We start from the raw sequence: 25660 nt of genomic DNA, 5'->3' as shown, positions 1-25660 counted from the left end.
CGCTTTACACTCAAACACGCCATTGAGCCATACCCTTAGGCACTGACTTCCAGTATTTACACATAGGCATCGTTGATTTAAAGGTAAGATTATGATTTCTGGTATCCCTGCGTCACCCGGTATTGCATTCGGTAAGGCACTGCTCTTAAAAGAAGACGACATCGTCATCAATAGCCATAAAATCGATCCTAGCCAAGTAGATCAAGAAATTAACCATTTTCTTGAAAGCCGCAAGAAAGCCTCTGCACAGTTAGAAATAATAAAAACTAAAGCGGGAGAAACTTTCGGGACCGAGAAAGAGGCCATCTTCGAAGGGCATATCATGCTACTGGAAGATGAAGAACTCGAACTTGAAATCATCGATCTTATTCGTAAAAACCACCAGACAGCCGATGCCGCAGTGCATGCCGTTATTGAAGACCAAGCTACAGCGCTGGAAGAATTGGACGACGAATACCTTAAAGAGCGGGCAGCCGACGTTCGGGATATTGGTAAGCGTTTACTACAGAATATTCTTGGTCTAGCCATTGTTGACCTCAGCGCCATCGCAGATGAATCTATTCTGGTAGCTAAAGATCTGACCCCATCAGAGACTGCGCAGCTCAATCTTGAAAAAGTATTAGGCTTTATTACCGATTTAGGCGGCAGAACGTCGCATACCTCGATCATGGCACGGTCCTTAGAACTCCCTGCGATTGTGGGGATTGGTACAATTACTCAAACGGTAAAAAATGGTGACTTCCTCATCCTTGATGCGGTGAATAACCAAGTACTGATTAATCCTTCCGAGGAACAGATCTCCGAATTACGCGAGATTCAAACAACTTGGCTAGATGAAAAACACGAGATGGCCAAGCTTAAAGACTTACCTGCAATTACCTTGGACGGCCACCACGTAGAGGTCTGTGCCAACATCGGTACGGTTCGCGATGTTGCGGGAGCCGAGCGCAACGGTGCTGAAGGGGTTGGTCTCTATCGAACAGAGTTTTTGTTTATGGATCGCGAGTCATTACCTTCAGAACAAGAACAATACGAGGCTTACAAGGCAGTAGCAGAAGCGGTGGGCGCTCAAGCGGTGATCATCCGTACCATGGATATCGGCGGTGACAAAGATCTACCCTATATGAATCTGCCGAAGGAAGATAACCCGTTTCTAGGCTGGCGTGCGATCCGTATTGGTATGGATCGTAAAGAAATTCTGCATGCGCAACTCCGCGCTATTTTACGCGCCTCCGCTCATGGCAAACTCCGTATCATGTTCCCGATGATTATCTCGGTAGAAGAAGTCCGTACATTAAAGGCTGAACTAGATACCCTTAAGGCCCAGCTCACCGCGGAAGGTAAAGCCTTCGACCAAAATATCGAAGTGGGTATCATGGTGGAAACACCCGCCTCGGCAACCATCGCCCATCACCTTGCAAAAGAAGTCGATTTCTTCAGTATTGGTACCAATGATCTGACACAATATACGCTCGCGGTAGATCGTGGTAATGACCGAATTTCGCATTTATACAACCCGATGAGCCCTTCTGTACTGCTGCTAATCAAGCAAGTTATTGACGCATCTCACGCTGTTGGAAAATGGACAGGGATGTGTGGTGAGTTAGCTGGCGATGAACGTGCTACACTATTACTATTAGGCATGGGATTGGACGAATTTAGTATGAGTTCTATTTCTATCCCTAGAATTAAAAAAATTATTCGTAACACTAATTTCGAAGACGTTAAAGTTTTAGCCGCAGAGGCGCTCGCGCAACCGACAGCTGAAGCATTAACGGCTATCGTTGATAAGTTTATTAAAGAAAAGACACTTTGCTAGATTGTCATTAGTGTTTCGACGTTATTGCTTAGGAGAAGATCATGGGATTGTTTTCTAAACTTTTTGGCGACAAATCGGATAGCGAATCTGGCAGCATTGAAATTGTTGCCCCGCTTTCGGGCGAAATCGTTAATATCGAAGATGTACCGGATGTGGTATTCGCAGAAAAAATCGTGGGTGATGGAATCGCTATTCGTCCTAACGGTAACCAAATCGTCGCTCCCGTTGAAGGAACGATTGGTAAAATTTTCGAAACCAACCACGCCTTCTCTATCGAATCAGACAACGGTATCGAGCTGTTTGTCCACTTCGGTATTGATACTGTAGAGTTAAAAGGTGAAGGCTTTAAACGCCTCGCTGAGGAAGGACAAAAGGTCAAGAAGGGCGACCCAATTATCGAGTTCGATCTCGCTTTCCTCGAAGAAAAAGCAAAATCGACGCTGACGCCGGTTGTCATCTCTAATATGGATGAAATCAAGTCGTTATCTAAGCTATCCGGTCATGTCACTGTTGGTGAAACGCCAATCATGCGAATTCAGAAATAGTGATATAAAAGCTCATCTTTTTAGATGAGCTTTTTTTATTCTGGCCAACGTGGTAATCGAATAGAAATTTTAAGCCCCCCTTCTGGACGGTTCGTCGCAGAAACTTCTCCCTGATGTGCCAAAATCACTTTTCTAACTATTGCTAACCCTAATCCATAGCCCTTGCCGGACAGGCTAGACTGTAAGCGTACGAAGGGATCGAAAATACTCGATATCTTGTCTTCTGCCACTCCCGGGCCACTGTCGGAAATGGTGAGCAGCAACGTCTCTCGCTCCACATCAAGCTTTATCACGACTGCCTGCTTACGCGATGAATAGCGCAGAGCATTACGTAAGACATTCTCGATAGCGCGGCGAACAAGCTCTGCGTTGCCCTGTACGGTCACTGATTTCAAACTATCATAATAGGCGATGACATCCACCTGCAGCGGATGCGCTTCGTAACGGATATCGACGAGGATAGCTTCCAGTAACGCGATAAAATCAAAGTACTGATCAATATCGATACCATCGTGTTCCGCTCTCGATAATGTTAATAACTCCCCGATCATCTTATCGAGTCGTTTGGTTTCTAGATCGATACGATCGAGAGAGTGAGGAATATTAACATCACTTTGCCGAGCTAATCCGACAGCTAATTGTACTCGCGCTAACGGTGTGCGTAATTCATGGGAGATATCATGCAGTAACGCTTCTCGCGCCTTCACTAAGACATCGATACGCTCTACCATTGCATCGAAATCTTGCGCCACGATAGATAACTCGTCGTAACGCCTTTTCATGGAAGGATAGAGCCGTACGCTCAGGTCACCCTGTGAGATTTTTGCGAAGCCTTCGCGCAATTGGCGTATTGGCCGAGTCATGTTCCAAGCCAGTAGCAAACTAAAGAATAGCCCTAAGAAAGGGGCAAAAAATAGCATCGGTGTCGGAATATGCAGTGAATCATGCCATGAATGGTGATCATGCTCGTCAAAATGCTCTAGTGCACGATAATCCAAGCTCAGCAGATAACGCTGGCCCTGACTATCCATAACGCGCTGTACAACTATTAAGGGAACTCCGTGGTCTCTATCTTCAACGACCGGCGTTGTCTCGCTCCCGTTACGCAGCGTCATTACCGGACGAATCTCTGGGCTCCAGCTATTAACCAATGACTCGGCAGCGACAGTATCAGAACGAGCAATAAGCTGTGCGAGTGACGTGAGCTGAACTTGCTGCAAGCTACGTTGTTGTTTAACGAAGGGGGAACCATCGTGGCTAAACAGCGAGAAGCCCAGCCATATCACTTGGCTTATCAACAAGAACACGATTAAAAAGGCGAGCAACATCTTACTAAATAGCCGCCGTGGATAACGCTGATTCATCGAATTTTATAGCCAATACTACGGACTGTTTCGATAAAAATTTGATCGCCGGTCGTTTTGGAGAGTTTCTGGCGAATATTGCTGATATGCACATCGACACTGCGATCGTAAGCCTCTCGCGTGCGTCCTAATGCTTTTTCAGAGAGTTCGTCCTTCGATACCACACGATCTTCCGCGGCTAACAGTAACTCAAGTAAGTTAAATTCAGAGGCGGTCAAATCCAGCGGCGTTTGTTGCCAAGTCACCGCCCGCATCGCGGGGTTTAACACTAATGCTTTCAGTGTCAGAGGTTGATTATCGCCGGGTGCCGTCGGGATCTCTTCGAATCGACGCATTACCGAGCGTAAACGCGCTACCAGCTCGCGCGGATAACATGGCTTCGGCATGTAGTCGTCGGCGCCCATTTCAAGGCCAATCACGCGATCGATATTCTCGCCCTTGGCGGTAAGCATAATGATCGGTAAACGGTGCTGCTGGCGCACCTGACGTAATACTTCAATACCATTAATGTCCGGAAGCATAATGTCGAGGATCATCGCATCGTAATGCGCTTGATTAATCATTTCTATCGCGCGTTTCCCATGAGTGATCACATCAGTCTGCATCCCCTCACCGACTAAATACTGGCTTAACATCTGCCCTAGCTCTTGATCGTCTTCAACTAATAAAATTTTCATACTTATCCCTATGGCTCGCTTACCCCATAATGACGACTTTTCTCGTAATATTCTGTTAGTTTTACACAATCATTACGCTTTACTCGGCCTATCCGCCGAAAATACCCGTCGATAGGTAACGATCGCCCCGATCGCAGATTATCGCCACCACGACTCGCTCAGGGTGTCCTTGCGCCAACTCTAGCGCCGCTGACACCGCCCCTCCCGAGCTGATACCACCGAAGATCCCTTCCCGCTGCGCAAGTGCACGAGCTGTCTGCTCGGCACGATCTTGCGTCATCATCACGATATCATCTACCCACTGGGGCTGATAAATCCCCGGTTGGTAAACGCCTTCCCAATGGCGAATCCCCGCTATTTGGCTACCCGCGGCGGGCTGTAAACCGATAACCTGGATCGTAGGGTCCTGTTGTTTGAGGAAACGGCCCGTTCCGCTGATGGTACCCGTCGTTCCCATGCTGGAGACAAAATGGGTGATACGCCCCGCGGTTTGTCGCCAAATTTCGGGGCCTGTGCTCCGATAATGCGCCAGTGCATTATCGTGATTATTAAATTGGTCCAGGACGACCCCTGCCCCCTGTGCCGCAAGTTCCTGCGCATAATCGCGAGCATACTCCATGCCCTGCTCACAATTAATAAGAATGAGTTCTGCGCCATAGGCTTGCATCGCGGCTTGGCGCTCAATGCTCATATTATCCGGCATGAGGAGTTTGAGTTTGTATCCCAGTAGAGCGCTAATCATCGCTAATGCGATACCCGTATTACCACTGGTCGCCTCGATTAAGGTATCGCCGGGAGTAATCTCGCCTCGCAACTCGGCTTCGCGTACCATAGACCACGCAGCCCGGTCTTTCACCGAACCTGCCGGGTTGTTACCTTCAAGCTTAACCCATACCTCACCGCCTCCCGCCACGGTCAGGCGTTGTAACCGGACTAATGGGGTATTGCCTATCGTACTCTCAAGGGTAGTCACATTATTTTCCTATCGCTCAAACGCCATCAGCCTAGGTAAGAACCTAGGCTGATGGCAACGCTAACCTCGAAATTATCAGTCTGATCACGCAAAGGCAAGGGGTGCTAAAAGATTGTCTTGCTGGTAGACACGGGCCTGCTTGAGGTTGAGATAGAGTGTCGAGCCACGTTCGGGAGGTACCCCCGATTGACTGACCACCGATAGCGGTTCGATTGCCACCCCTTTGGCCTCAACACTTAACTGCCAGAAATGCCCGCGCGGGGTCACTTCGAGCACTGTAGCCGGTAAACGGTGGTCGTTATCCGCTTGCGCCGACCAGCTTAGCTCCCAAGGACGCAGAAAGAGATCCACCTCACCCTCTACGTCATACGGTTTACTTAATGGCCAATGCTGCCCAGCTATCTGTAGGCTGTTACCGCGAACGATGGCCGGTAGCCGATTGATCTCCCCTAAAAATTCCAAGACGAAGCGGCTTTCGGGGTTCTGCCAGACTTGTTGTGGCGTGCCATGCTGTTCGATATTACCTTGGCTCATCACCACAATATGATCCGCAACGTCCATCGCCTCTTCCTGATCATGAGTAACGAAGACACTGGTGAACTTTAACTCTTCGTGTAGCTGACGTAACCAGCGCCGTAGTTCCTTACGCACCTGCGCATCCAGCGCACCAAACGGCTCATCAAGTAACAAAATAGCCGGTTCCACCGCTAGCGCTCGCGCCAATGCGACACGCTGTTTCTGTCCACCAGACAGCTGAGCCGGATAGCGATTGGCAAACTCTTTAAGCTGCACCATCTCAAGCAATTTCGTGACTTTTTCACGGATCGCCGCCTTACTCGGCCGGGACTTGCGCGGCATAACTGTTAAGCCGAAAGCAATATTATCGAAGACATTCATATGACGAAATAGCGCATAGTGTTGGAAGACGAACCCAACTTGGCGATCGCGGGCATGCACCTGGCTGACGTCTCGACCATGGAACAGGATTTCTCCAGAATTCTGGTTCTCGAGACCTGCAATAATCCTTAATAGCGTCGTTTTACCCGACCCTGATGGTCCGAGTAGCGCCACCATCTCACCCGATGGAATATCGAGACTGATATCGTTTAGTACCTGAGTGCTACCGAACGATTTAGAAATCTGATTAATATTAATGCTCATTTTCGCCTGCCTGTGCGCCGTGCTGCTGACGTTCTAAGCGCCATTGCAATACACTTTTTAAACATAAGGTGACCATGGCCATCATAGCCAATAAAGCCGCCGCGGTGAAAGCGCCAACGGTATTATAATCTTGGTTCAGTAATTCGACCTGTAACGGAAGGGTGTAGGTTTCGCCACGGATAGCTCCCGAGACGACCGATACCGCTCCAAATTCGCCAATCGCCCGCGCATTGGTTAATACGACGCCATACAATAGTGCCCAGCGGATATTAGGTAGGGTCACGCGACGGAACATCTGCCAACCACTCGCCCCAAGCAGGATCGCCGCTTCATCTTCTTGGCTTCCTTGGCTCAGCATGACCGGCACAAGCTCGCGAATGACAAACGGACAGGTCACGAAGATAGTGACTAGCACCATGCCCGGCCAGGTAAACATCACCTGAATATTATGTGCGTCTAACCAGCTACCCGCCGGACCATTGATCCCCCAGAAAAGGAGGTACAGCAGCCCCACCACGACCGGCGATATGGCGAAGGGAATATCGTAGAGTGTCAGTAAGAACTGCCGACCTGGGAAGTTAAACCGGCTCACTAGCCAAGCTAATAATGTCCCAAAAATTAAATTTACTGGGACAGTGATTAAGGCAATAAGTACCGTGAGCCAGATAGCATGCAGCATGTCGCCATCGCGTAAATTATGTAGGGCAACGCCAACCCCTTCGCTTAACGCTTGCCAGAAGATATAGACCAGAGGGACGAGCAGAAAAATCGCCGCACTGACGATTGCCAGTGTAATTAAGATCCACTTTGTCCAAGGGCGTGTCGAGACAGCCATTATTTCCCCCCCAGACGGCGCCCATAGCGGCTCTGTAGTGTGTTGATGGTAAAGAGTAAGACTAACGATGCCCCCATAATCACCGAGGCAATCGCGCTTGATGCCGGGAAATCGAACTCTTGTTGGCGTACGAAGATGAGTAACGAAATGACTTCTGTTTTCCACGCGATGTTACCGGCGATGAAGATAACCGCACCGAACTCTCCCAAGCTGCGGGTAAACGATAATGCAGTTCCCGCCAATAACGAGGGGGCAATTTCTGGCAAGATAACTTTAAAGAATGCCTGTGCAGGGCGTGCGCCAAGTGTTTCGGCTGCCTCTTCATACTCGGGGCCTAGCTCTTCGAGCACGGGTTGTACCGTGCGGATCACAAATGGAATACTCGTGAATGCCATGGCAACGGCGATCCCTAACCACGTATAAGTGACCTTAATACCGTGCTCGGCCAGCCAATGACCATACCAACCATTGGACGAGAACAGTCCTGCCAGAGTAAGGCCGGCCACCGCCGTAGGTAAGGCGAAAGGGAGATCCATTAAGCCATCGAGGAAGGTACGACCTGGAAAGCGGTAGCGCGTTAATACCCACGCCATCAATGTCCCAAATACGGCATTAAACAATGATGCCACCGCCGCACAAAGCAACGTTATTTTATAGGCGGCGACCAGCTGCGGATCACTTATCACACGCCAGTAATCCGCGAGTGTCATCTGCGATAACTGTAGTATCAGCGCACTGACCGGTAATAACAGGATCAAGCAGGTGAAGAATAAGCTAGTACCCAAACTCAACCCGAACCCGGGTAACACACGGCGTTGACGTGAAAAAATCATAATGATTGTCCTGCGGACTGCAATGTATCGAACTGCCCATGCGGGGCAAATTGTGATTGCATGGCGTGCTGCCATGACCCAAACTGCTGTTCAACCGTGAAGAATTGAACCGGCGAGAAGTGTTGCTGAGCTACCAGACTTGGCGTCGCATGGTAAGTCCGGTAATAGAAGTTGGTTAAGATATTCTGCGCCTCAGGTTGATAAAGAAAATTTAAGTACGCTTTAGCGACCGCAGTCGTATGATTCCGCTCAGTGTTTCGATCTAGCCACGTGACGGGAAACTCGGCTTTAATATTTGTTCGCGGAACGATAACCTGATATTGCTCGGCAGGATAATGCTGTTGTAACGCCCGTGCCTCCGCTTCGAACGTGATAAGCACGTCGCCTAGGTGTTGATTAACAAAACTTTGCGTCGCCCCTCTCCCGCCGATATCGGCGACCTGCGTATTCCTTACCCACTGGCGCATCGCGCGTTGTACCGCGCCGTCGTCATTGTGATGGGAAATCCGTAAGGCTCCCCAAGCAGCCAGCCACGCATAGCGGCCATTGCCAGAGGTTTTAGGATTGGGGTAAATAAGTTTCACTCCAGGCTTAACTAGATCATCCCAGCCATTAATTCGCAATGGATTACCGCGCCGTACAACCAGCGCCATCGTCGAATAATAGGGGGAACTATTATTGGCCAAGCGCCGCTGCCAATCGCTAGGAATTAGTCGGCCCTTGTCATGCAGGATCTGTATATCGGGAACTTGGTTAAAGGTCACCACATCCGCCCGCATCCCCTGTAGCAACGCTAGCGCTTGTTTCGATGAACCACCATGTGACTGACGCAGGGTCAGTTTATCCTGGGGATGCTCAGCATCCCAGTGCTGAATAAAGAGGGGATTGAGGCGCTCGTAAAGCTCACGTGAAACGTCATAGGAGCTATTAAGTAACTGGGCTGGATAGGCAGACGGGGCAGCAAGCAGCATGGTGCCCACTACCGATAATGCATAGAGTCTCTTCATACCTGAAAATCCCACTCTCAACCTCAGTTAATCTTGAAGTTATCAGTGTATTAACAAGGCTAAGAAAGCAGTAATAGTTTTATATACCGATTACTGCTGTGTAATTGCTAAAAAATATATAACGATCAGGCGTGCCAGATAATGTCAGAAAGCGTCCACTGTTTAAGTGTCGCGTCGGCAGGCATGATACCGGCAGGCCCACTGAACTCCCCTTGATAAATCACCTCGAGGTGTTGGCTATTGGGGACCTTACACTGGACATGTTGGCTATCAGCACCTGGTTGACAATGCCCATAGGCTTTATCAAATAACGCAGAGAACGGTGCGCCGAAGCGAATATCGCTCGGGGTTCCGACACTATTGTCGGCGATCTCAATCTTGTTTACTGTGCTATCACCGTAGAAGGTCATAGCCACCTGTTGACCTTGTAGCGCCTGAATATAGCTTTCGATCTGTCCATTGTGCGTGCCCATACCTTGGCGCAAGGTATAATCGCCACCAATACCTTTAGTGATGGCTTCAACGTTAAAGGCGGTTAAACTCGTCACCTTCCCTACGCCTTCCTCACTCACTGCCACGGAAGAGCCAAACCAGTTCCACGGTAACGCGGATGACCAAGAATAGCTTAATGGGTTATACCAATGGACGGAACTACTGGACGTTTCAGTAGGATGGCTAGAACCGGCACAGCCACTTAGTAACGCCGCACTGGCTAACAGGGCACAGGGCAATACTTTCATTTCTATTCCTCTTGCGACTCGAGTCAATGCTACTAGGAGTCGTCATCACGTAAAAAGTTTAGTTTGCAGTGTGCTTATTGCACAAAACACTTTTTTAAGTGCGGTAGGGTAAAGAGTGCGAACTCATTCAGGCCGTCGAACAACGTCATAATGAATAGTGTCGGCGAGGCTTCAAGTGCAACGGTATTCCATTGACTCAATTGCCCGATACACAACAGCGCTCCGCTCACCAATAGGACATAGCGGCACACCCGCCATACGCGGGGAAAGCGTTGCCGATAGCCGCTAAGCACCATGCACAATAAGGCCGGTAACCCCATCGCTAGGCCGACAAAGAATGTCGAGGTGTCGGGAACAAATAGACGCAGCAGTGTATCGCCTTGTTGTCGAGATGCTCCAGCCATCACTAAGAGTAACCATGCGCGTGCTTGGAACAATAAGATGACCCAGAGTAGAAAAGGCAGCGGCGCGACTTCATCATCGAGATCGAAATGTTCCCTCATCGGCGTCTAATATTCACGGTCTTCAATCAAGCGCTTACCGAGTGTAGTGACTTCATTGATTTCATAGTCTAATTTTTCATAGAAGCCGAGAACTTGATCGTTATCATCTCGAATCTGCAAATTGAGCTTCGGGCAGCCTCGGGCAATTAATTTCTTTTCCAATCGATTCATCAGTGCGTTGGCAAAGCCGCGACCTTGGTAGTCGGGATGGACTGCGAGGTAATAAGCGGAACCACGATGGCCGTCATAGCCTCCCATGACGCTTCCCACGATTTGTCCCGAGAGGATAACGACCAGAAAGAGATCGGCATCGTGACGTAATTTACGTTCAATATCCAGTTCTGGATCATTCCAAGGTCTGAGTAAATCGCAGCGCTCCCACAGAGTGATGACTTCGTCGATATCTTGTTGTTCGAAAACACGAATTTCCATTTTTTCACCTCCCCTATACACAAACGCACTATTATGCGGGTGAGTATGGGTGTTAGAAAAGGCAATACTCAGTAAAAGGCTGAAATATTTCAATGTTAGCAATATCGCTAATGTTATTATATAACCTAATTATTAGTAGTAATTCTCATTAACTCTTCACGGATCTGAATATAATGAAAAAATTGGCCTCTCTAAAACAGCTCGTCAATCGCCGCCAATTACTCTTTTCTGGTCTCGCGCTGGCCGTCCTCTCGCCGCGGGCTGTGTTGGCAGAAGAGTCGCGGCTCCCGACGTCTCGCACTCGGCATTCAGCAGCGAAAAAGAGTAACTCAGGTAAGTTCATCGTCATGCTGGACCCAGGTCATGGCGGAATCGATTCTGGAGCCGTCGGTGAAGAAGGTTCAATGGAAAAGCACGTCGTGTTGGAAATAGCGAATACTGTTCGCCAACTATTGAGCAGCCACCCGCATATTGAAGCGCGTCTGACCCGTGACAGTGACCATTTTATCCCGCTCTATCAACGCGTTGAAATCGCTTCACAACATGGCGCATCGCTTTTTATGTCCATCCATGCCGACGGCTACACCGACCCTAGCGCGCGTGGCGCATCAGTCTTCGCGCTCTCTAACCGTGGGGCAAGTAGCGCAATGGCACGCTATCTCTCTGATCGCGAGAATGCTGCAGATGCCGTCGGTGGACTAAAGGTCCAACAGAAAGACCAGTACCTTCAGCAGATCCTTTTCGATCTCGTTCAGACAGATACCATTAAAAATAGCTTAACACTCGGTAAACATGTGCTCGATACCATTCGCCCGGTACACCATTTACACAGCCAACATACCGAACAAGCCGCCTTCGCCGTCCTAAAGTCGCCGTCTATCCCTTCTGTGTTAGTCGAAACCTCGTTTATTACGAATCCCAGCGAGGAAAAGCTTTTAGGAACCACCGCATTTCGTAAAAAAATTGCAGGCGCTATTTCTGATGGCATCGTCAACTTTTATAATGAACAACAACGCCGTAACCGCCGAGTCAGTTGATTCGCCTAATGTTCACTCAAGGTTGTAGATAAACATCATGAGCACGCAGACTATCGAGCAAGTTAAACACTTTTTTCTCACGCTGCAGGATACGATTTGCCAGCAGCTCACTAATATTGATGGCCAAGCCTCATTTCTTGAGGATAATTGGACACGCGACGCCGGTGGCGGTGGCCGCACACGCGTTCTCACGCAAGGCGCAATCTTCGAACAAGCGGGGGTAAACTTCTCCCATGTGTACGGCAGTGAGATGCCCGCGTCAGCGACGGCTCACCGACCTGAGCTAGCGGGACGCAGCTTCCAAGCGATGGGCGTATCGTTGGTAATCCATCCTAATAATCCCTATGTGCCGACGAGCCATGCCAACGTCCGTTTCTTTATCGCTGAGAAACCAGGTGCAGAGCCGGTGTGGTGGTTTGGCGGTGGCTTTGATCTCACCCCATATTATGGTTTTGAAGAGGATGCCTACCATTGGCATAAAACCGCTCAATCTCTCTGTCAGCCCTTTGGCGAAGAAGTCTATCCACGCTATAAGAAGTGGTGTGATGAGTACTTTCATCTGCGCCACCGCAACGAACAGCGCGGGATTGGTGGCCTCTTTTTTGATGACCTTAACTCCCCTGATTTCGAACACTGTTTTGCGTTTACGCAGGCGGTTGGTCTCGGTTTTCTAGAGGCTTATCTACCCATCGTCGAGAAGCGTAAGGATCTCCCTTACGGTGAGCGCGAGCGACAATTCCAGCTATACCGACGAGGACGTTATGTTGAGTTCAATCTACTGTGGGACCGCGGTACCTTATTTGGCATCCAAAGTGGCGGGCGTACCGAATCTATCCTGATGTCGATGCCTCCTCTGGTACGTTTTGAATATGATTACCACGCAGAGCCCGGCTCGCCGGAGGCAGCGCTGACCGATCACTTTTTGACAGTCCGCGATTGGTTATAACGCAATAACTCGGCCTGATAGGCCGAGTTATGACTAAAAAGAGACATAATTATTAATAGTTTTTTTAATTAGCTTCGTGGAAAGCCGCTATCATGCTGCATTATCTTTCGCCCACTGTGTATGGATCTCTCTCCCTTGAATAAACTGACTTTATCCCTCGCAGCAACACTTGCTATCACTGCAACCAGTACCAGCTTCGCTACCCCGAGAGTGGCTCCACAGCTTAGCGCTGATATCGTGCAGCGCTACGCACAACAGATTTTTCAACAAACGGCCCCCGCCAGTATGACGATGGTCGTGATTGATGGTAATCAGCACTATTTCACCAGTGCGGGAGAAACACGAACGGGAAGTGGTGTACGTCCGACGAAAGAGAGCCTGTTTCGCTTAGCCTCGATTACGAAGTTATTCACCAGCGAAACGTTGGTGAAGCTCGATCAGCAGGGCACCGTGAAAATCTCCGATCCCCTAAGCAAATATGCGCCTAAAGGCATGACGGTTCCGCCGTTTCGTGGCTACACCATTAAGTTACAAAATCTTGCTACGCATACCGCAGGACTCCCCCGCGAGATGCCAGGAGGCCGTGCTAACCGTCCAGTCTTTGTTTGGCCTGAAAAAGCCTCGCGCTGGCAATGGCTACAACATGCCAAGCTCAAAGCGATCCCGGGTACCGTGGCAGCTTATTCGAATCTAGGTTTCGACTATCTAGCCGATGCCCTGTCGCGTGCGAGCGGCAAGCCTTATCCGCAACTCGTCCAATCGTTAATCACGCGCCCACTCGGGATGAAAGATACGACATTTACCCCCTCTCCCGATCAATGTCGTCGCCTGATTATCCCACGTGACCATGCCAGCCCTTGTAATAATACCCTCGCAGCTATCGGCAGTGGTGGGCTGTATTCGACGGCTGATGATATGGAGCGTTGGATGCAGCAGTTCTTATCGAGTTCGATTAAGCCTCGCTCGCCACTCGCCAGTACGCTACAGCGCGTCGTTTATCCACGCAGTCAGCTCGTAAGAATGAACGGAATGGACGTGGCCGGCCCGGCCAGTGGACTTGGCTTCGGCTGGGTACATATGAATGCCATCGGTAATCAACCCGCTCTAGTGGAAAAAACCGGTGGCGGGGGTGGCTTTATGACCTATATCGTAATGGACCCACGTACCAATGTCGGCGTATTTATCGCCGTTGCACGCGCGCCAGGCAGCCACTTCACGCCGATGAGCCAAGGAGCCAATCAGCTAGTTACGGCACTCGCTAATAACCGCTAATACGATATAAAAAAAAGGTAGCGCATGAGGCGCTACCTTTTTTACTTTCTCGATGACGGGGCTGCATCGCCCCCTCACCCCTACTCTTCGTGATGCGCAGACATATGCTGTTGCTCGCGCAGCGAAACCTCGTGAACACGTTTTCTCACACCGAACCAGCCAATCACTAATAGAACGATGATCAACGGTACTGATGCGATAGTATAGGTTCCATTCGGGTAATCGAAGGCCATCAAGACTAATACGCTAGCCAAGAACAGCAGCGTCAACCAGGAGGTAAACGGCGCTCCCGGTAGCTTAAAGGAGATATCTTCTGCCTTACCTTCGCGAATCGCTTTACGTAACCGTAGCTGACAGAGCACGATAAATGCCCATGAGCTAATAATCCCTAGTGATGCAAAGTTCAAGACGATTTCGAACACCTGGCTCGGTACGTAGTAGTTAAGTACCACTCCAAAGATGTAAATCACGATAGTCGCTAAGATCCCGGCATAAGGCACCTGCTGGCGGCTCATCTTCGACATAAAGCGAGGTGCAGACCCTCCCATCGACATCGAACGCAAAATACGACCTGTAGAATAGAGGCCTGAATTGAGGCTGGATAATGCCGCCGTCAACACGACGATATTCATAATGCTACCGATGTAGGGTACGCCTAATTTACTAAAGAAGGTCACAAAAGGACTCTGTCCGGCTTGGTAGGCATTCCACGGCAGTAACAACACAAGGAGAACGACCGATCCAACATAGAATAATCCGATACGCCAGATCACACTATTGATCGCCTTGGGTACCATGATTTTCGGATTTTTACACTCTCCGGCTGCCGTACCGACCAACTCAATAGAGGCAAACGCGAAGACGACACCTTGTACTAGGACGAAAGCCGCCATTATCCCATGTGGGAAAAAGCCGCCATTATCCGAGATCAGGTGAAAACCGGTAGTATTGCCATCGAGAGGCTTGCCGCTGCCTAAGAAAACGACACCGACCACCAAGAAGAGAACGATCGCCAATACTTTGATTAACGAGAACCAGAATTCCATCTCGGCAAACCACTTCACGCCGACCATGTTCATGGTGCCCACAATCGCCAACGCGCCCAAAGCGATAACCCACTGCGGAATATCGCCGAAGGCTCCCCAATAGTGCATGTAGAGAGCGACTGCGGTGATATCGACAATACCGGTCATCGCCCAGTTGACGAAGTACATCCAGCCTGCAACGTACGAGGCCTTCTCACCCATAAACTCACGTGCATAGGAGACGAAGCTGCCGCTGGAAGGACGATGTAAAACTAACTCCCCGAGTGCGCGTAAGATGAAGAAGGAGAAGATGCCACAGACTAAATAGACTATTGCGAGGGCTGGGCCCGCGAGTTGTAAACGTGCCCCTGCGCCGAGAAAAAGCCCGGTACCAATTGCGCCGCCAATGGCTATCATCTGAACTTGGCGGTTTCCCATCTCCTTACGATACCCGGAGTCATGGGAGTTTAACCACTTACGTCTAGCGTGCTGTAAATCAGCCGCTGTTTTTTTTGTATTTTTCATAGGTTTCCTGTTTGTCCACTTCTACAGCAAAGCCCCTCTACCGCATCAGCACAGGTAAAAATTGGCGAATTTATCCAGAGGGTGATGAATCCTACCTGTAAGTCGCTAAATTCGTAAAGCCCTGTAAAGAATTATTCTAGGTTAACGTTTGCCTTTTTTACTGAAATTATCGCTAACCTTATGATTTATTGTAATTTTAAGATAAAAAAATCATTGTATGAATTTCTGATATTGTTCACAGTTCTGACTTTAAATAAATCGATACTTTCGGTTATTCCCCCCCGCCCTGCACAAAGGTGGATAATGGCGGCCAAATCCGGCATTATTCTTGATTACTCGTAAACTTTTGACTTAATAATTAGGTAGTACCGCCTTATGACTCAAGCCACCGCACCGACCTTTACGATTTATGGTATAAAAACCTGTGATACGGTAAGAAAAGCCCGTAAATACCTCACTGAACAATCGGTCACAGCCACATACCATGATTTCCGCCAACAAGGTCTCGACGACGCTCTCCTAGAGCAGTTGATTGCTGCCTTAGGCATCAAGGCATTACTTAATACCCGCGGTACCACTTGGCGTACCCTCTCTGCTGAGGATAAACAGCTGGCGAGCGATCCCGCTCATGCGCGTAGCATTATGTTGGCGCACCCCGCAGTGATTAAACGCCCTATACTTGTGCGCTCCGACGGTCAGATGCTAATTGGTTTCGATACCGCAGCGTGGTCCGCCTTTTTACAAGGAGCCAACTAGATGTTTTGTCCAGTCATCGAACTTGCTCAGAACCTGATTCGCTGTCCCTCATTAAGCCCTAACGATGCAGGCTGCCAGGCGTTATTGATGGCTCGCCTCGAAGCGATAGGATTTCATATCGAACCGATGAATTTCGGTGATACCCAAAATTTCTGGGCAACCCGCGGCCAAGGCAAAACGCTTGCCTTCGCGGGGCATACGGATGTCGTACCGGTCGGTGATGAGCGTAAATGGATTAATTCACCTTTCGAACCCACTATCCGCGACGGCCTCTTGTTTGGTCGCGGGGCTGCCGACATGAAAGGCTCCCTCGCCGCGATGGTCGTCGCCGCCGAGCGTTTCGTCGAGCAACACCCACATCATTCTGGGCGCCTCGCCTTCTTGATTACCTCCGATGAAGAAGCCAGCGGAATTAATGGTACGGTAAAAGTCGTCGAACAGCTGATGGCTCGACAAGAACGCGTAGAATATTGCTTAGTCGGGGAGCCTTCCAGTACCGAGCGGGTCGGCGATGTCGTTAAAAACGGTCGCCGCGGGTCGATTACCGCTAATCTAACCATTCATGGTGTGCAGGGGCATGTTGCCTACCCGCATCTCGCCGATAATCCGGTGCATCGTGCCTTACCCGCACTGCAGGAGTTAGCCGCTACCGAATGGGATCAGGGGAATGACTTTTTCCCTCCCACCAGTATGCAGATTGCCAATGTCCAAGCCGGCACCGGCAGTAATAACGTGATCCCTGGCGAATTATTCGTACAGTTTAATTTCCGCTTCAGTACCGAACTCACCGATCAACGTATTCGCGAGCGCGTGGCCCAGCTGCTTGACCGCCACCAACTGCGTTATACCTTGGAATGGAATCTTTCCGGCCAACCTTTTCTTACTGAAAAAGGTGAGCTGGTCGATGCGGTCGTCGACGCCATTCAGCACTATAATGAAATTAAGCCCGAGTTACTGACCAATGGTGGCACCTCTGATGGACGTTTCATCGCCAGAATGGGAACGCAGGTCGTCGAACTCGGCCCCGTTAACGCCACTATTCATAAGATTAACGAGTGTGTCAGCGCAGCTGATCTGCAGACCCTCAGTCGAATGTATCAACGGATTATGCAGTTATTGCTGACCTAAGGAGTCGTATATGGAATGGATAAAAGAGTATTGGTGGGTGTTAATCATCCTGTTTATGGTGGGGTTACTCGTTAACGTCTACAAAGACTTAAAACGTGTTGATGTTAAAAAATACCTCGATAACAAACCGAAGCTACCACCTCATCGTGATTTTAACGATAAGTGGGACGACGAAGACGACGATTGGCCGAAGAAAAAGTAACTCCTCTTAAGGGGGCTGGGGTAAAACGCCCTAGCCCCCCTTCCTGCTAAACCATTGGGATCACATCGTCATTATCCGGGGCTTCACCCTGCGAAACTTGGTCGAAATAACGTTGTGGAATGGTCTCTTTCAGGTGTTTTAATGCTATCGCGATACCTTGTTCATCGATAGCGTGTGGCAATTCGTCGATGATATCGAGCGTAACATCGCCACCCGCCTCAGTTAGCCACTGCTCTGCATTGACCGCGTGAATTAACGGGATCTGCTCATCGTTATCGCCGTGGATCAGGTGCACGGTGGTGTTGAGCGTAGCGGCCTCGGGGGCGCTGTTATAACGCCCGCTGAAGACGATAGCGCGACCTGCTAGTAACTCAGTATTCTTCAGGGCCTCGAGAATCATAATACTCCCCTCAGAAAAACCAATTAATGCTGTCGCCTCAGCGCTGACTCCACATTGCTTTTGGCATTCGCGGATGGTTTGAGTAAATAGCGGCATAATCTGATCAATTTTTTGTTGTGTACGCGTCATCGAGGCAGCTGGCTCGTCGTCGATAAACCAAGCGCTCCCCCCTTGCGTTAACGGTAGCGGTGCGCCGACCGAGACGACAAAAGCAGTCGGGAAATCGGTAGCAAACCAACGACCAATTTCCGCCATGGACCGAGGATCATCACCGTTACGATGAAACAAAATAAATAATTGTGGCTGTGGCCCGCTCCCCTGCTGAACCATTACATAGTCGATATGTGCCATAAATGACCTCTTACTGATGGGTGCCTCGCCGCCGCTTAGTGCGGCTTAGGCAAAAGGGTTAAAAGTATTGCCGTTTCACGGCGTAACTGTGCCAGCCACTGTTTATGGCTGTATGTTTCAGGTAGCTGTGATTGGCGAAGGCAGTGTTGAAGACTCGATCCAAGCGCCAAATGGGGGTGATCATGACTCGCGCGCCACAGCGCAGGATAACTGACGCTCAGTGGCCGATGCGCCTGCGCGAAGCCGATCAACTCGTCATAATCGTCGGCAGAAAACCTATTATCAGCGTTAATAGGACACGCCAGTGTAATATCTGGACTATAGCGAGCCTGTTGCAGGGGCCAGTCGCGTTGGAAATGTCTGGCGGCCAGTTGGCACAATTGTTGACCCGCCTGCGATATCGGATAAATCGCCATGGCGGCAATACAGCCACTACTGGCCTCGCGCTGAGTCCCTATTCTCACCAACTGGAAACCACAACGCCGCCAAAACTGCCACAGGTCGGGTGTAAAACCGAAACTGACCGAAACAAAATCTTTATCTTGGCTCTCATCGATAACAGCAGTGACTAAGCGTCGGCCAAGCCCGGCACGGCGCAACGGCTCACTGATAGCGATACGGCTAATACGTCGACTTGCCAGGATCATCGCTTGCGGGAAGCGGCTATGCGCTGCTAAAGACTGCGCCACTAAATTACCTCGTGGTCGGCGTTCGCCACGCCACACGGCTTGCGCCAATTCGCCGGATTGCTGGCCTTCATCGACCCATCCCAACGCCCCGTAACAAGACTCCCCCGCCACCAGCTGACAATAACCTGTATGTGGGGCATCCATCATACGCCGTAAGTCGGTAGGCGTAGTGCGGTAATGAGCAGCTTGTAAGAGTTGAAAAGTGCTCAACGCGAGGCGTGGTTCGACATGCCAATCGTGCGGGTGATAAGTCCGCAAATGTAGAGAGAGTTCATCGGTATTAGACGCTTGCGGTAGGTTATGTTGACCCAGTATCTTTTCGATAAAGGTTTCTAGCGGATCGCAGGCCCGATAGCGCTGCGGCTCATGCAGTCTGTAGTGCCGGGTTATCGCCAATAAGGCACTGAGTTTGAGCAAAAAGCCCTGCCCCGTTCCTTCATAGCCTTCGGTGGTGGTCAGTAATAAGCAGCGAGGGAAACGCTCAACTAATGCTTGTAACTGTGGCAGTGGTAAGGAGGCGGCTTCGTCAACAATCAACCATTGCCAATCTGGGGACGCCGCTTGACCTAGGATCGAATCTGGCGACTGAAAATAATAATGATCGCCAGCGAAGTGTGCGAGCACCGAGGTCGATATCTTGGCCGGTCCGGTAATTAAGCAGGGAGGATACTGCGCGGCCAACATCCCACCGAGGGCTGACTTCCCTCGGCCACGCGGGGCAGTAACAATGCAGGTAGCCGTCGGCAGTGCGGCTATCTCTGCAACGATCGCCCTCTGTTGTGCTGCGCCTTGTGGCTGCCAGTCGGTCGTAGGCTGTGCCAAGCGTAGGGGTTTGATCTCGCCTTCACGCCAAATAAGGGTATCGGCAGCCTGTTCTAACTGTTGCCAAAAGTGATGATAAAAAATCGGTGTCGCGATGGGCTGCTCACACTCTGCCCAACGTTGGCTATCGTGGTCCAGCAGAGAGTCTAGCGCAGACGGTATGGGCATCAACACGACCAGCCAGCTCCCCGCCACCAAGGTCCCCGCCAGCGCTGCAAGGGCTTCCAGATGGATCCCCTGCGTCGCATCATAGATAGCATGCAGCCACTCTTGACCAAGAAATTGCCGCGCTCGCTGTGCGAGGACTTCCGCTGTGTGCCCCGTTGCAGCCGTGGTCACGCGCAACCAATCACCCGGAAAGTCATCCTGCCACTCGCGCAATGCGGCGGTACGAAAGGATTCGCTACCGCTGATAACACAAATGCGTCGCAACCCCTTGCGACGCATTTGCTCGGCAATCAACCTAGCCTGCACGTTAACTATCCAGCGAAGGTGTTACATTGACTTGGTTCGCCACTGTCGAATCCACGCTTAAACCATGTATAACGTTGCTGCGAGGTACCATGTGTAAAGCTATCGGGAACGACGCGGCCTTGGCTCTGTTGCTGCAGCTTATCGTCACCAATCGCTTGTGCCGCGTTCAATGCCTCTTGCAGATCGCCGGTCTCTAAGACCTCTTTTTGCTGCATATAGTGTCCCCACACGCCGGCAAAGCAATCAGCCTGTAGTTCAAGCTTCACAGAGAGATGATTCGCATCAGTCTGCGAGCCTTGTTGCATCTGTTGACGGACTTTGCTCTCGATACCGAGTAGGTTTTGCACATGATGTCCGACTTCGTGGGCGATAACATAGCCCTGAGCAAAATCGCCACCCGCACCAAGCTTATTCTTCATTTCGTCATAGAAAGAGAGGTCAATATAGACAGTCTTATCGGCTGGGCAATAGAAAGGCCCCATTACCGATTGTCCGGTTCCGCAGCCTGTCCGTGTGGCATTACGATACATAACCAATTTAGGCGGTTGGTACGTCTTGCCCATTTTTTGGAATATTTCGCCCCAGGTATCTTCAGTATCAGCGAGAACAACTCTCGTAAATTTAGCGGCCTGTTGGTCATCGGCGCTCTGCGTCGCAGGAGCGTGGGATTGGCTGACCGAGGTACTTTGTCCGCCACCACCCAGCAACGGCGTTAAGTCGTATCCGTAATAGCCGGCTACCACCACCACGATAAGTAAAACGATACCGCCTTTACCGGCAGGGATACGAAAGCCTGAGCCTCCCCCGGTCGGTGCTGGACTCTCGCCTCGACGGTCTTCAACATTGTCACTTTCTCTACGTCCTTGCCAACGCATACTCTACCTCTCCATCTCGATAATCGCTTATAGATAAATAGTAATCGTAGAGCGCGCGGATAACCAGTAGAAAAACTAAAGTTGTAATCAGGGAAGGGAAAACAGAGGCGCACCCGCTCCTGAAGAGCGAGTGCGATAAATCATTAATTGAGGGGAACACCAAGACGTTGAGCAACGACTTCATAGGCTTCAACGACGCCACCTAGGCTTTGGCGGAAGCGGTCTTTATCCATTTTATCTAATGTTTCTTTATCCCATAGACGTGCGCCATCGGGTGAGAACTCATCACCCAGCACGACTTCACCATTAAATAACCCGAATTCGAGTTTAAAATCGACCAGAATAAAGCCAGCATCATCGAACAATGCCGTAAGGACTTGGTTTGCCTTGAGAGTTAATTCACGCATACGCGCTAGATGTTCGCCGCTGACCCAACCGAAAGTTTCACAATAGGACTCATTGATCATCGGATCGTGGTGCGCGTCATCCTTTAGGAACAGGTCGAAGAGCGGTGGAGTCAACACGAGTCCCTCCTCAACGCCAAGGCGCTTAACCAGCGAGCCTGCTGCACGATTACGCACCACACACTCTACGGGAACCATATCGAGTTTTTTAACTAATGCCTCGGTATCGGAGAGTAATGCTTCCATCTGCGTCGGGATACCAGCTTGCGCCAGTTTTTCCATAATAAAATGATTGAACTTGTTATTGATCATACCTTTACGGTCAAACTGCTCAATACGTGCTCCGTCTCCGGCTGAGGTATCGTTGCGAAATTCCAGAATTAGCAGGTCCGGGTTATCGGTGCTATAAACTGTTTTTGCTTTACCGCGATACAGTTCAGCTTGCTTTTGCATCTTATTAACTCCACTCGTCGTCGACTCTGAAAATGACTCTGCTTAGCACGCAGATTTCATTGCTACGCAATCGTTTACCTAGCTAGGTACTATTATGCCAAAATAAAATAAAAAAAGGCCGGAAATTTCCGGCCTGAGCATAAAATTTATTTATTTAACGCGGCTTGCAGTACAGCGACTAGCGCATCATTCTGCGATTGCGTCAGGATATGGCCCTTCGGATCGATAAACTGCAGGCTACTGCGGTTATCGAGGTCACCGACTTGTAGCTTATATTTACCTTCTGCCAATTGCGGATCTTTCGCTCCCAGTGACGTCCACTGGCTGCTACTCAATTCGCTGTAGCTCAGTTGCAAGCTACCATCAGCACGATTGCTATCGGATACGGTCATCCCTGCCAGCGGTAGCGCTTTAGGGAGACGTTGCCAGGTCACATCAAAAGGCGCACGCACGATAAGGTTAGGTAAGCCGGTATCGTCCGCGCCGCTTTGCACATCAATACTCCCGGTACGGCTTGCAGCAGCAGCATTTTGGCGATCCGTCGCAGCAGTATTCAGCTGTGATGAAATATCATTGAGTAGCTGAGCAGTATAGCGCTGGATCTCTGTATTACTCGTTACCGCCTGCCCTTTTTGCTCTAGGGCAATAGGTTTCACCATCAGCGTTTGCTCGTAACCTTGTGCCACGACAGATACTTGGTAACGGCCACGATATTGGTGATCTTCGTCTTCACGGTTCCAGCTTATCCAGTCTGTAGTGAGCTGTTGACGGGCATCGTCTTGCTGCGCGATAGCAAACTTGTTCGCGCGTAGCGCGGCGACGGTTTGTCCCCACAGTGAAGGGCCTGTGTTAGCGATCTGCAGCACACCAGTAGTGCCTTGGAACTGAGCACGACTGCCATTAAGCAGAGACAGTGCCTGTACCGGTGGGCGAATATCTAATTGCTTACCGACTGCCCCTTGCGCGCGCCCTTGTGGGACGGCATAGTTTGCGGATTCTAGCGGTAGGATCATTCCTTGCGGAACACTCAGCTGGCTAAGCGCTGGCGCATTGAGATAATCTTCATTGCCATTCACTTCGCGTTTGTAGTGTTGATCATGTGAGCAACCGGCGAGTAGCATTGCCACGGATAATCCAGCTACTTTAACTACCGCCGAATTTTTAACTGAGTAAGCCATTAAAACTCCCTAACTTATCGCAGACCTGCATCACGGATTGCCTGTAACAGTATCGGTTCCGAAGTAGCCGATAGCGGTGTCATTGGCAGACGCAAGGTATCATTAGCGATCAATCCCAGCTGTTTAGCCACCCATTTCACTGGGATAGGATTTGGTTCATAAAATAAGTGCTGATGAAGCGCCATGAGTCGTTGGTTTAGAGTTCGTGCTTCAGTAAAATTCCCTGCTGCGGCAAGCGCGCATAGCTGAGCCATTTCGCGAGCAGCAACGTTCGAGGTTACTGAAATAACGCCCTTCCCACCCAACTGCATAAAGTCTAACGCTGTTTCATCATCACCACTAAGTAAAATAAAATCTTCTTTGGTCAACGCTTGGATCTGACTTACACGGGATAAGTTCCCCGTTGCTTCTTTAATTCCGATAATATTTTCTACTTCGGCAAGACGTGCAACGGTTTCCGGCAACATATCACAGCCAGTGCGTCCCGGCACATTATAAAGTAATTGCGGTAAATCGGTACTCTCTGCAATCGCTTTAAAATGCTGGAAGATCCCTTCTTGTGTAGGGCGATTATAATAAGGGACTACGGTTAAACAGCCTACTACGCCGCTGTTCTCTAAACGTTGTGTCAGGGCGATACCTTCCGCGGTAGCATTAGTACCGGTCCCCGCAATCACAGGGATGCGTCCAGCCGCGAGTTCAACGGTACGCAGGACGACGTTGATGTGTTCGTCATGGGTTAAGGTTGCTGATTCACCTGTCGTGCCCATGGCAACGATTGCAGAAGTTCCACTATCAATGTGGTAGTCGATTAATTTTTTTAGGCTGCTCTCGCAAACTTGCCCGTTTTCGTCCATCGGTGTGACGAGTGCAACAATACTTCCGGTAAACATAGCTATCCCCTCATTTCCCAAGGTCTTCATGGTAAGGTGTCCATCGCACTAAAAGCAAGATGATGAATGCACTCAACTGCTTGTCAGCAGTTTTTTTTATGTTTACCTTAAGATAATTAGTAAAACTCTGGGAAATATCACATTGTCATCGTCACCTGTGCATTTAGTTATCACCGCGCTCGGCAGCGACCGCGCCGGAATAGTCAATACCATTACCCGACACGTTAGCCAATGTGGGTGTAACATCGAAGATAGCCGGCTGGCGTTACTCGGTGGGGAGTTTACCTTTGTGATGCTCCTTTCCGGCTCCGCTAACGCAATTAATATGATCGAATCGACATTACCGATTAAAGGCGCTGAACTGGAACTGCTGATTGTCATGAAGCGCACACCTACAGGGTCGACCCCCGTGCGCCACGAAGGCTTCTCACTGACCGTTGATGTCCCGGACTCTCCACGGATTATCGAGCGTTTTACGGCATTGTTGACACAGCATGATATGCACATCGCCGAACTGATGACCCGCGCGCACCCAGGGACTCCCGCAATATTGTCTATTCGCATCCATGCCTATGGAAGTTCTGCCAAAGCGTTAGCCGATCTCGCTTATAATTTTCAGCAGCTATGTCAGGAATTATCCGCGCAAGGAACGCTACAAGCCGACGGGCGACAGGAAACCGACCGCTTATAAAACCGCCTTTTCATGTATGACATTTATAATTAACTTGAAAGCAGATAAAACTACGCTCTATCCTTACCATTGCAAAAACAGTTTTCCGCCGTAATCTATGCTGAAATAGATGACTGATGAACCCATCAGTTCTGGCACATAACGATTGGAGAGAGACTATGTCCCCGTTGAATGTAGGCGATACCGCGCCGCAATTTACTTTACTCGACCAAGATGGCGAAGAAGTTAGTTTATCTGATTTCAGTGGTGAACGCGTTCTCGTCTACTTTTACCCTAAGGCTATGACGCCGGGCTGTACGGTGCAAGCCTGTGGTCTGCGCGATAATATGTCTTCGCTAAAAACGGCTGGGGTGCAAGTCTTAGGGATTAGCACAGACAAACCAGAAAAACTTTCGCGTTTCGTTGAGAAAGAACTGCTTAACTTTACCCTACTCTCCGACGAGGACCATAAGGTCTGCGAAGCTTTCGGCGTCTGGGGCGAGAAGAGCTTTATGGGGAAAACCTACGACGGCATTCATCGCATCAGCTTCTTGATCGACGGCAAGGGTCAGGTTGAAAAAGTCTTTGATAATTTCAAAACCTCCAACCACCATGATATCGTCTTAGAATACGTACAGGCCCATTGATAAGGGCGTTCCAGCGAGGGGGCG

27 protein-coding genes are annotated in these 25660 nt (G+C 49.9%); 10 read left to right on the top strand and 17 right to left on the bottom strand.

Going from position 1 to position 25660, the window contains the following annotated elements; all coding sequences use genetic code 11:
• Positions 1–91 precede the first annotated feature (91 nt).
• Both ptsI and crr read left to right on the top strand, forming a co-directional pair.
• Positions 92–1819, top strand: coding sequence for a phosphoenolpyruvate-protein phosphotransferase PtsI (gene ptsI, locus HGT70_RS03590; RefSeq protein WP_071430982.1), 1728 nt, complete (start codon positions 92–94; stop codon positions 1817–1819).
• A gap of 41 nt (positions 1820–1860) precedes the next feature.
• Complete coding sequence (crr, locus tag HGT70_RS03585) at positions 1861–2364, top strand: PTS glucose transporter subunit IIA (RefSeq protein WP_071430983.1); 504 nt, start codon at positions 1861–1863, stop codon at positions 2362–2364.
• Between the two features lie 35 nt (positions 2365–2399).
• Here crr and HGT70_RS03580 read toward each other — a convergent pair whose 3' ends face one another.
• From HGT70_RS03580 to HGT70_RS03535, 10 genes are all read right to left on the bottom strand, one after another.
• Positions 2400–3728 (bottom strand): ATP-binding protein, encoded by a 1329-nt coding sequence (locus HGT70_RS03580; protein ID WP_071430985.1) that lies wholly within the window; start codon positions 3726–3728, stop codon positions 2400–2402.
• Positions 3725–4405: a response regulator transcription factor gene (locus HGT70_RS03575; protein ID WP_071430987.1), complete on the bottom strand. Its 681-nt coding sequence runs from the start codon at positions 4403–4405 to the stop codon at positions 3725–3727. Before HGT70_RS03575 ends, HGT70_RS03580 begins: the two co-directional genes overlap by 4 nt.
• Before the next feature lie 88 nt (positions 4406–4493).
• Entirely contained in the window at positions 4494–5378 is an 885-nt protein-coding gene (gene cysM, locus HGT70_RS03570; RefSeq protein ID WP_214194905.1) for a cysteine synthase CysM, read from the bottom strand.
• A gap of 84 nt (positions 5379–5462) precedes the next feature.
• Complete coding sequence (gene cysA, locus HGT70_RS03565; protein ID WP_071430991.1) at positions 5463–6539, bottom strand: sulfate/thiosulfate ABC transporter ATP-binding protein CysA; 1077 nt, start codon at positions 6537–6539, stop codon at positions 5463–5465.
• Positions 6529–7374: a sulfate/thiosulfate ABC transporter permease CysW gene (gene cysW / locus HGT70_RS03560; RefSeq protein WP_071430993.1), complete on the bottom strand. Its 846-nt coding sequence runs from the start codon at positions 7372–7374 to the stop codon at positions 6529–6531. Before cysW ends, cysA begins: the two co-directional genes overlap by 11 nt.
• Positions 7374–8207, bottom strand: a complete 834-nt coding sequence (cysT, locus tag HGT70_RS03555; protein ID WP_071430995.1) for a sulfate/thiosulfate ABC transporter permease CysT — start codon at positions 8205–8207, stop codon at positions 7374–7376. The genes cysW and cysT overlap by 1 nt, the downstream gene beginning before the upstream one ends.
• Positions 8204–9214 carry a thiosulfate ABC transporter substrate-binding protein CysP gene (cysP, locus tag HGT70_RS03550; protein WP_071430997.1) on the bottom strand — a complete coding sequence of 337 codons (1011 nt, stop codon included), beginning with the start codon at positions 9212–9214 and terminating at the stop codon, positions 8204–8206. Before cysP ends, cysT begins: the two co-directional genes overlap by 4 nt.
• Before the next feature lie 125 nt (positions 9215–9339).
• A complete protein-coding gene (locus HGT70_RS03545; protein WP_071430999.1) occupies positions 9340–9954 on the bottom strand; it encodes an RpoE-regulated lipoprotein in 615 nt (204 codons plus the stop codon).
• Positions 9955–10028: 74 nt separating this feature from the next.
• Positions 10029–10457: a DUF2919 family protein gene (locus HGT70_RS03540; RefSeq protein ID WP_071431001.1), complete on the bottom strand. Its 429-nt coding sequence runs from the start codon at positions 10455–10457 to the stop codon at positions 10029–10031.
• A gap of 6 nt (positions 10458–10463) precedes the next feature.
• Positions 10464–10889: a GNAT family acetyltransferase gene (locus HGT70_RS03535; RefSeq protein WP_214194904.1), complete on the bottom strand. Its 426-nt coding sequence runs from the start codon at positions 10887–10889 to the stop codon at positions 10464–10466.
• Positions 10890–11062: 173 nt separating this feature from the next.
• Between HGT70_RS03535 and amiA the strand changes: the two genes are divergently transcribed.
• The 3 genes from amiA (at position 11063) to ampH (ending at position 14144) form a co-directional block, all read left to right on the top strand.
• The gene (gene amiA / locus HGT70_RS03530; RefSeq protein ID WP_071431005.1) at positions 11063–11926 is read left to right on the top strand and encodes an N-acetylmuramoyl-L-alanine amidase AmiA; all 864 of its coding nucleotides are present in this window, start codon (positions 11063–11065) and stop codon (positions 11924–11926) included.
• 37 nt (positions 11927–11963) lie between these two features.
• Entirely contained in the window at positions 11964–12872 is a 909-nt protein-coding gene (gene hemF / locus HGT70_RS03525; protein WP_214194903.1) for an oxygen-dependent coproporphyrinogen oxidase, read from the top strand.
• A gap of 135 nt (positions 12873–13007) precedes the next feature.
• The gene (gene ampH / locus HGT70_RS03520) at positions 13008–14144 is read left to right on the top strand and encodes a D-alanyl-D-alanine-carboxypeptidase/endopeptidase AmpH (RefSeq protein ID WP_244968814.1); all 1137 of its coding nucleotides are present in this window, start codon (positions 13008–13010) and stop codon (positions 14142–14144) included.
• A gap of 80 nt (positions 14145–14224) precedes the next feature.
• On the opposite strand, the gene ansP is transcribed toward ampH, so the two are convergent.
• Entirely contained in the window at positions 14225–15694 is a 1470-nt protein-coding gene (ansP, locus tag HGT70_RS03515; RefSeq protein ID WP_071431011.1) for an L-asparagine permease, read from the bottom strand.
• Between the two features lie 375 nt (positions 15695–16069).
• Between ansP and HGT70_RS03510 the strand changes: the two genes are divergently transcribed.
• From HGT70_RS03510 to HGT70_RS03500, 3 genes are read left to right on the top strand one after another with little or no spacing between them, the layout of a single operon-like run.
• Positions 16070–16450, top strand: a complete 381-nt coding sequence (locus HGT70_RS03510) for an ArsC family reductase (RefSeq protein ID WP_071431013.1) — start codon at positions 16070–16072, stop codon at positions 16448–16450.
• The gene (dapE, locus tag HGT70_RS03505; RefSeq protein ID WP_214194901.1) at positions 16451–17578 is read left to right on the top strand and encodes a succinyl-diaminopimelate desuccinylase; all 1128 of its coding nucleotides are present in this window, start codon (positions 16451–16453) and stop codon (positions 17576–17578) included.
• Between the two features lie 10 nt (positions 17579–17588).
• On the top strand, positions 17589–17780 hold the full coding sequence (locus HGT70_RS03500) for a YpfN family protein (protein ID WP_071431017.1): 192 nt from the start codon (positions 17589–17591) through the stop codon (positions 17778–17780).
• 46 nt (positions 17781–17826) lie between these two features.
• Here the strand turns inward: HGT70_RS03500 and ypfH are convergent, their stop codons facing one another.
• The 6 genes from ypfH to dapA form a co-directional block, all read right to left on the bottom strand.
• Entirely contained in the window at positions 17827–18531 is a 705-nt protein-coding gene (ypfH, locus tag HGT70_RS03495; protein ID WP_071431019.1) for an esterase, read from the bottom strand.
• 35 nt (positions 18532–18566) lie between these two features.
• Positions 18567–20516 carry a tRNA(Met) cytidine acetyltransferase TmcA gene (locus HGT70_RS03490; protein ID WP_214194900.1) on the bottom strand — a complete coding sequence of 650 codons (1950 nt, stop codon included), beginning with the start codon at positions 20514–20516 and terminating at the stop codon, positions 18567–18569.
• A gap of 5 nt (positions 20517–20521) precedes the next feature.
• Positions 20522–21391 carry a KPN_02809 family neutral zinc metallopeptidase gene (gene ypfJ, locus HGT70_RS03485; RefSeq protein WP_071431023.1) on the bottom strand — a complete coding sequence of 290 codons (870 nt, stop codon included), beginning with the start codon at positions 21389–21391 and terminating at the stop codon, positions 20522–20524.
• A 143-nt stretch (positions 21392–21534) separates the two neighbouring features.
• On the bottom strand, positions 21535–22248 hold the full coding sequence (gene purC, locus HGT70_RS03480) for a phosphoribosylaminoimidazolesuccinocarboxamide synthase (RefSeq protein ID WP_071431025.1): 714 nt from the start codon (positions 22246–22248) through the stop codon (positions 21535–21537).
• Positions 22249–22394: 146 nt separating this feature from the next.
• On the bottom strand, positions 22395–23426 hold the full coding sequence (gene bamC / locus HGT70_RS03475; RefSeq protein WP_071431027.1) for an outer membrane protein assembly factor BamC: 1032 nt from the start codon (positions 23424–23426) through the stop codon (positions 22395–22397).
• 14 nt (positions 23427–23440) lie between these two features.
• On the bottom strand, positions 23441–24319 hold the full coding sequence (gene dapA, locus HGT70_RS03470) for a 4-hydroxy-tetrahydrodipicolinate synthase (RefSeq protein ID WP_214194899.1): 879 nt from the start codon (positions 24317–24319) through the stop codon (positions 23441–23443).
• Positions 24320–24461: 142 nt separating this feature from the next.
• Here dapA and HGT70_RS03465 point away from each other — a divergent pair, with 142 nt between their 5' ends.
• Together HGT70_RS03465 and bcp are read left to right on the top strand one after the other, a co-directional pair.
• A complete protein-coding gene (locus tag HGT70_RS03465) occupies positions 24462–25010 on the top strand; it encodes an ACT domain-containing protein (RefSeq protein WP_214194898.1) in 549 nt (182 codons plus the stop codon).
• 158 nt (positions 25011–25168) lie between these two features.
• Positions 25169–25636 (top strand): thioredoxin-dependent thiol peroxidase, encoded by a 468-nt coding sequence (gene bcp, locus HGT70_RS03460; protein ID WP_071431031.1) that lies wholly within the window; start codon positions 25169–25171, stop codon positions 25634–25636.
• Positions 25637–25660 lie beyond the last annotated feature (24 nt).

The sequence above is a fragment of the Rosenbergiella collisarenosi genome (genome assembly GCF_018494085.1).
Taxonomy (GTDB): Bacteria; Pseudomonadota; Gammaproteobacteria; order Enterobacterales; family Enterobacteriaceae; genus Rosenbergiella; species Rosenbergiella collisarenosi.
Note: the sequence above shows the minus strand (reverse complement) of the source record. Positions and strands in the feature narration are given on the sequence as shown.

Coding starts and splice junctions, on each gene's coding strand:
- HGT70_RS03575 (WP_071430987.1), bottom strand. CDS start 4,405: ATGAAAATTTTATTAGTTGAAGACGATCAAGAGCTAGGGCAGATGTTA.
- cysW (WP_071430993.1), bottom strand. CDS start 7,374: ATGGCTGTCTCGACACGCCCTTGGACAAAGTGGATCTTAATTACACTG.
- cysT (WP_071430995.1), bottom strand. CDS start 8,207: ATGATTTTTTCACGTCAACGCCGTGTGTTACCCGGGTTCGGGTTGAGT.
- HGT70_RS03545 (WP_071430999.1), bottom strand. CDS start 9,954: ATGAAAGTATTGCCCTGTGCCCTGTTAGCCAGTGCGGCGTTACTAAGT.
- HGT70_RS03510 (WP_071431013.1), top strand. CDS start 16,070: ATGACTCAAGCCACCGCACCGACCTTTACGATTTATGGTATAAAAACC.
- cysA (WP_071430991.1), bottom strand. CDS start 6,539: ATGAGCATTAATATTAATCAGATTTCTAAATCGTTCGGTAGCACTCAG.
- ansP (WP_071431011.1), bottom strand. CDS start 15,694: ATGAAAAATACAAAAAAAACAGCGGCTGATTTACAGCACGCTAGACGT.
- amiA (WP_071431005.1), top strand. CDS start 11,063: ATGAAAAAATTGGCCTCTCTAAAACAGCTCGTCAATCGCCGCCAATTA.
- crr (WP_071430983.1), top strand. CDS start 1,861: ATGGGATTGTTTTCTAAACTTTTTGGCGACAAATCGGATAGCGAATCT.
- bamC (WP_071431027.1), bottom strand. CDS start 23,426: ATGGCTTACTCAGTTAAAAATTCGGCGGTAGTTAAAGTAGCTGGATTA.
- cysP (WP_071430997.1), bottom strand. CDS start 9,214: ATGAAGAGACTCTATGCATTATCGGTAGTGGGCACCATGCTGCTTGCT.
- ypfH (WP_071431019.1), bottom strand. CDS start 18,531: ATGGCACATATCGACTATGTAATGGTTCAGCAGGGGAGCGGGCCACAG.
- purC (WP_071431025.1), bottom strand. CDS start 22,248: ATGCAAAAGCAAGCTGAACTGTATCGCGGTAAAGCAAAAACAGTTTAT.
- hemF (WP_214194903.1), top strand. CDS start 11,964: ATGAGCACGCAGACTATCGAGCAAGTTAAACACTTTTTTCTCACGCTG.
- ptsI (WP_071430982.1), top strand. CDS start 92: ATGATTTCTGGTATCCCTGCGTCACCCGGTATTGCATTCGGTAAGGCA.
- dapE (WP_214194901.1), top strand. CDS start 16,451: ATGTTTTGTCCAGTCATCGAACTTGCTCAGAACCTGATTCGCTGTCCC.
- HGT70_RS03580 (WP_071430985.1), bottom strand. CDS start 3,728: ATGAATCAGCGTTATCCACGGCGGCTATTTAGTAAGATGTTGCTCGCC.
- dapA (WP_214194899.1), bottom strand. CDS start 24,319: ATGTTTACCGGAAGTATTGTTGCACTCGTCACACCGATGGACGAAAAC.
- HGT70_RS03500 (WP_071431017.1), top strand. CDS start 17,589: ATGGAATGGATAAAAGAGTATTGGTGGGTGTTAATCATCCTGTTTATG.
- HGT70_RS03540 (WP_071431001.1), bottom strand. CDS start 10,457: ATGAGGGAACATTTCGATCTCGATGATGAAGTCGCGCCGCTGCCTTTT.
- bcp (WP_071431031.1), top strand. CDS start 25,169: ATGTCCCCGTTGAATGTAGGCGATACCGCGCCGCAATTTACTTTACTC.
- HGT70_RS03535 (WP_214194904.1), bottom strand. CDS start 10,889: ATGGAAATTCGTGTTTTCGAACAACAAGATATCGACGAAGTCATCACT.
- ypfJ (WP_071431023.1), bottom strand. CDS start 21,391: ATGCGTTGGCAAGGACGTAGAGAAAGTGACAATGTTGAAGACCGTCGA.